The sequence below is a fragment of the Bradyrhizobium sp. ERR14 genome (assembly GCF_014198235.1).
GTDB lineage: Bacteria > Pseudomonadota > Alphaproteobacteria > Rhizobiales > Xanthobacteraceae > Bradyrhizobium.
The window spans coordinates 1-2,392 of record NZ_JACIHD010000058.1 but is presented as its reverse complement, the minus strand read 5'-3'; the positions used below and the strand labels follow the sequence as shown (position 1 = coordinate 2,392).

Genomic DNA, 2,392 nt, shown 5'->3' with positions numbered 1-2,392 from the left:
ACCGCCAGATAGACGAAGCCGCGCGCCATCGGGATGTAGGTGATGTCCATCGCCCACACCTGGTTCGGTCGCGTGATCTCCATCCCGCGCAGCAGGTACGGGTAGATCTTATAGCCCGGCTCGGGCTTTGTCGTCCGTGGACGGCGATAAAGCGCTTCTATCCCCATCCGCCGCATCAGCGTCTTCACGTGCCGACGGCCGATCTTGCACCCCTGCAAAGCCAGCAGGCCTCGCAACATACGCGAACTGGCGAAGGGATACTCCAGGTGCAGCCGATCGAGACGCTGCATGATCTCGAGGTCGGCTGAAGAAACTGGACGCGGCGGATAATACACGCTGCCGCGGCTGATCTTCCAAACCTTTGCCTGCTTCGTGATCGACAGATCGTGCTCACGGTCGATCATCGCTTTGCGCTCAGCAATCCCGCCTTGGTGAGCGCTCCTTCTAAAAAACTGAGCGGGCGCTGCGCGCCCCCTGTGGGATATAAACGGGTGCGGCAACGTGACTCGGCGCCCGAGCGTTGGAGGCAGAGCGCTGTCCCTGCAACGCACCGCCAACTTCGACACAGCCAGCCTCACAGCAGCGGAAGAAGCTGACGGTACGATACATTCATCAGGAAAAGCCCTGGCACAACTACCAGAACCGGTCGGCCCCACGTCGTCAGGCAATCTCTAAGCTGGTCCGACAGCTTGCAGAGACGGGAGACACCCCGCATGGCAAAACGCGTGCGCATTCGTTGCATAAACAAGTCTGACAGGCGAAACGCACATGAGAGAATCAAATTTGTCGGCGGGCTGAATTCAGACGGAACGCGATGGAGGCTATCCGTCGCGAAGACTATCCGAGATATCGAAAGCCGCGAGTGGGAGTACTACGTCGAAGAATCAGGCATCACTGTCGAGGTCATCGTCGCGACCGACGGCCGACACAAGTACATCAAGACAACAGTGGACGGAATTCAACCGGACAATCTCCTCTCGCTCCCTGAGTGTCCGTGAGGGATCGCAGGCAGTGCGGGCGAGACTCGGCGCCTGTTGGCTTGGGGCATGACAGGACGCTGTCCCTGCCCCGCCCGCACTACCATAGAAGCTAGCGGCACGTGACTCGGCGCTGACCGTTCTGGTGCCATCGCGCTGTCCCTGCCACGTCCCGCTAACTGCGGGGCTCCGTATCCGCCCTGGCTGACCAAAAGCTGACGAGACTGCGCGGCCATCCATGAAACGAAAAGCGGCCCGTGTGAGCCGATTGCCGTCGAGAACAATACGGACGAGCCTATGATGGCTGCGAGCGTCAAGCACACGACTGCTCGGGCAATAACTTCGTGTTGACAATTACTGTCCGCTCAATCTGCTCCGGGCAATCTTGCAGCCAAGCGAAGACGGCCTCAAAACTGTAAGGCGTTACGACTTCACGAGCGTCGAGCCCAATGCCAGGACCTTCTATAAGATAGAAGCGTCCATCAGGGGTTCCGACCATGCGATCTCGTATCTCAAGCCACACACCCGTTTTGGGGTCACAGTCATCGAATACGCGCGTCGCGAAACAAAACGCGTTGGCGAGTTCCTGTGCTGTCGGCTTCCGTTTTTGCGCGCGCCGAATTGCGACTTTAGTTCTTTGCGCTCCCGCATCCGTATGCCGTCCGGATTGTACGGCCATGTTCGTCGTGCTCCGTCTTTTGCCGGGTATCGGTGGATTGGCCGTGAGCATTCCTTGAATTCCAGCAATCCTTCAATCTGGAAATACTGCGGATTGATGAAAAGCGAGCCCCGGTGATAGTTACACCCTTAAATTGTAAGGTTTGTAACGTGACAGGCGTTAAAGGACTGAACGACTTAACGCCGCTCGGTGATAAATCGACAACTTGAAAAGCAGCGTGGACGCGACTCGGCGTCCTTATCGACCGGGGGGCCTTAGATAAGGGCGCTGTCCCTGCCGCATCCGCACTTCCGGGGAAGTCAGAAGCGACGTGAGCCTCCCTCTGGAGAGCAAAGGAAAGCACGGTCACTATCGCGTGCTGCCAACTTCGGTGGCTAGCCTGGGCATCAAAAGGCTAACCCGTCCGGCTTTCCCGTTAGGCCCGTTGCTACGGGATGCAATGGAGACTAGCGGGAAAGCTATCTGAAGTGACCTACCAAGATTGGTGGTCACGCAGAACGATCAGGCCGACGCGAACGGTGCGCTGACCTCCCCATATCTCTGCTTTAGTTGCCGCAAGCGGTGAAGACCGAGCGCTCTCTCAAGGAGCTATGCGGGAAACTGGGTGATGACGGCCTGAGATAGGCTGCGTATCGAGGCGGGTGAACCGCCCCGGGTTTGCCGGAGGCTATTTGGTTTAAGTTATGCCGCCATGGCGGGCTGTTCCAGCATGGCGTAGTAGCGTTGCTCGGCTTCG

Annotated in this window: 1 protein-coding gene and 1 pseudogene; one reads left to right on the top strand and one right to left on the bottom strand. The window is 58.2% G+C overall.

The window, feature by feature from the left end; all coding sequences use genetic code 11:
- A pseudogene (locus GGD62_RS40460) lies at positions 1 to 452 on the bottom strand (IS3 family transposase); the annotation flags it as partial.
- Between the two features lie 261 nt (positions 453 to 713).
- Here GGD62_RS40460 and GGD62_RS40455 point away from each other — a divergent pair.
- Positions 714 to 998, top strand: coding sequence for a DUF3892 domain-containing protein (locus tag GGD62_RS40455; protein WP_061883155.1), 285 nt, complete (start codon positions 714 to 716; stop codon positions 996 to 998).
- Positions 999 to 2,392 lie beyond the last annotated feature (1,394 nt).

Coding starts and splice junctions, on each gene's coding strand:
- GGD62_RS40455 (WP_061883155.1), top strand. CDS start 714: ATGGCAAAACGCGTGCGCATTCGTTGCATAAACAAGTCTGACAGGCGA.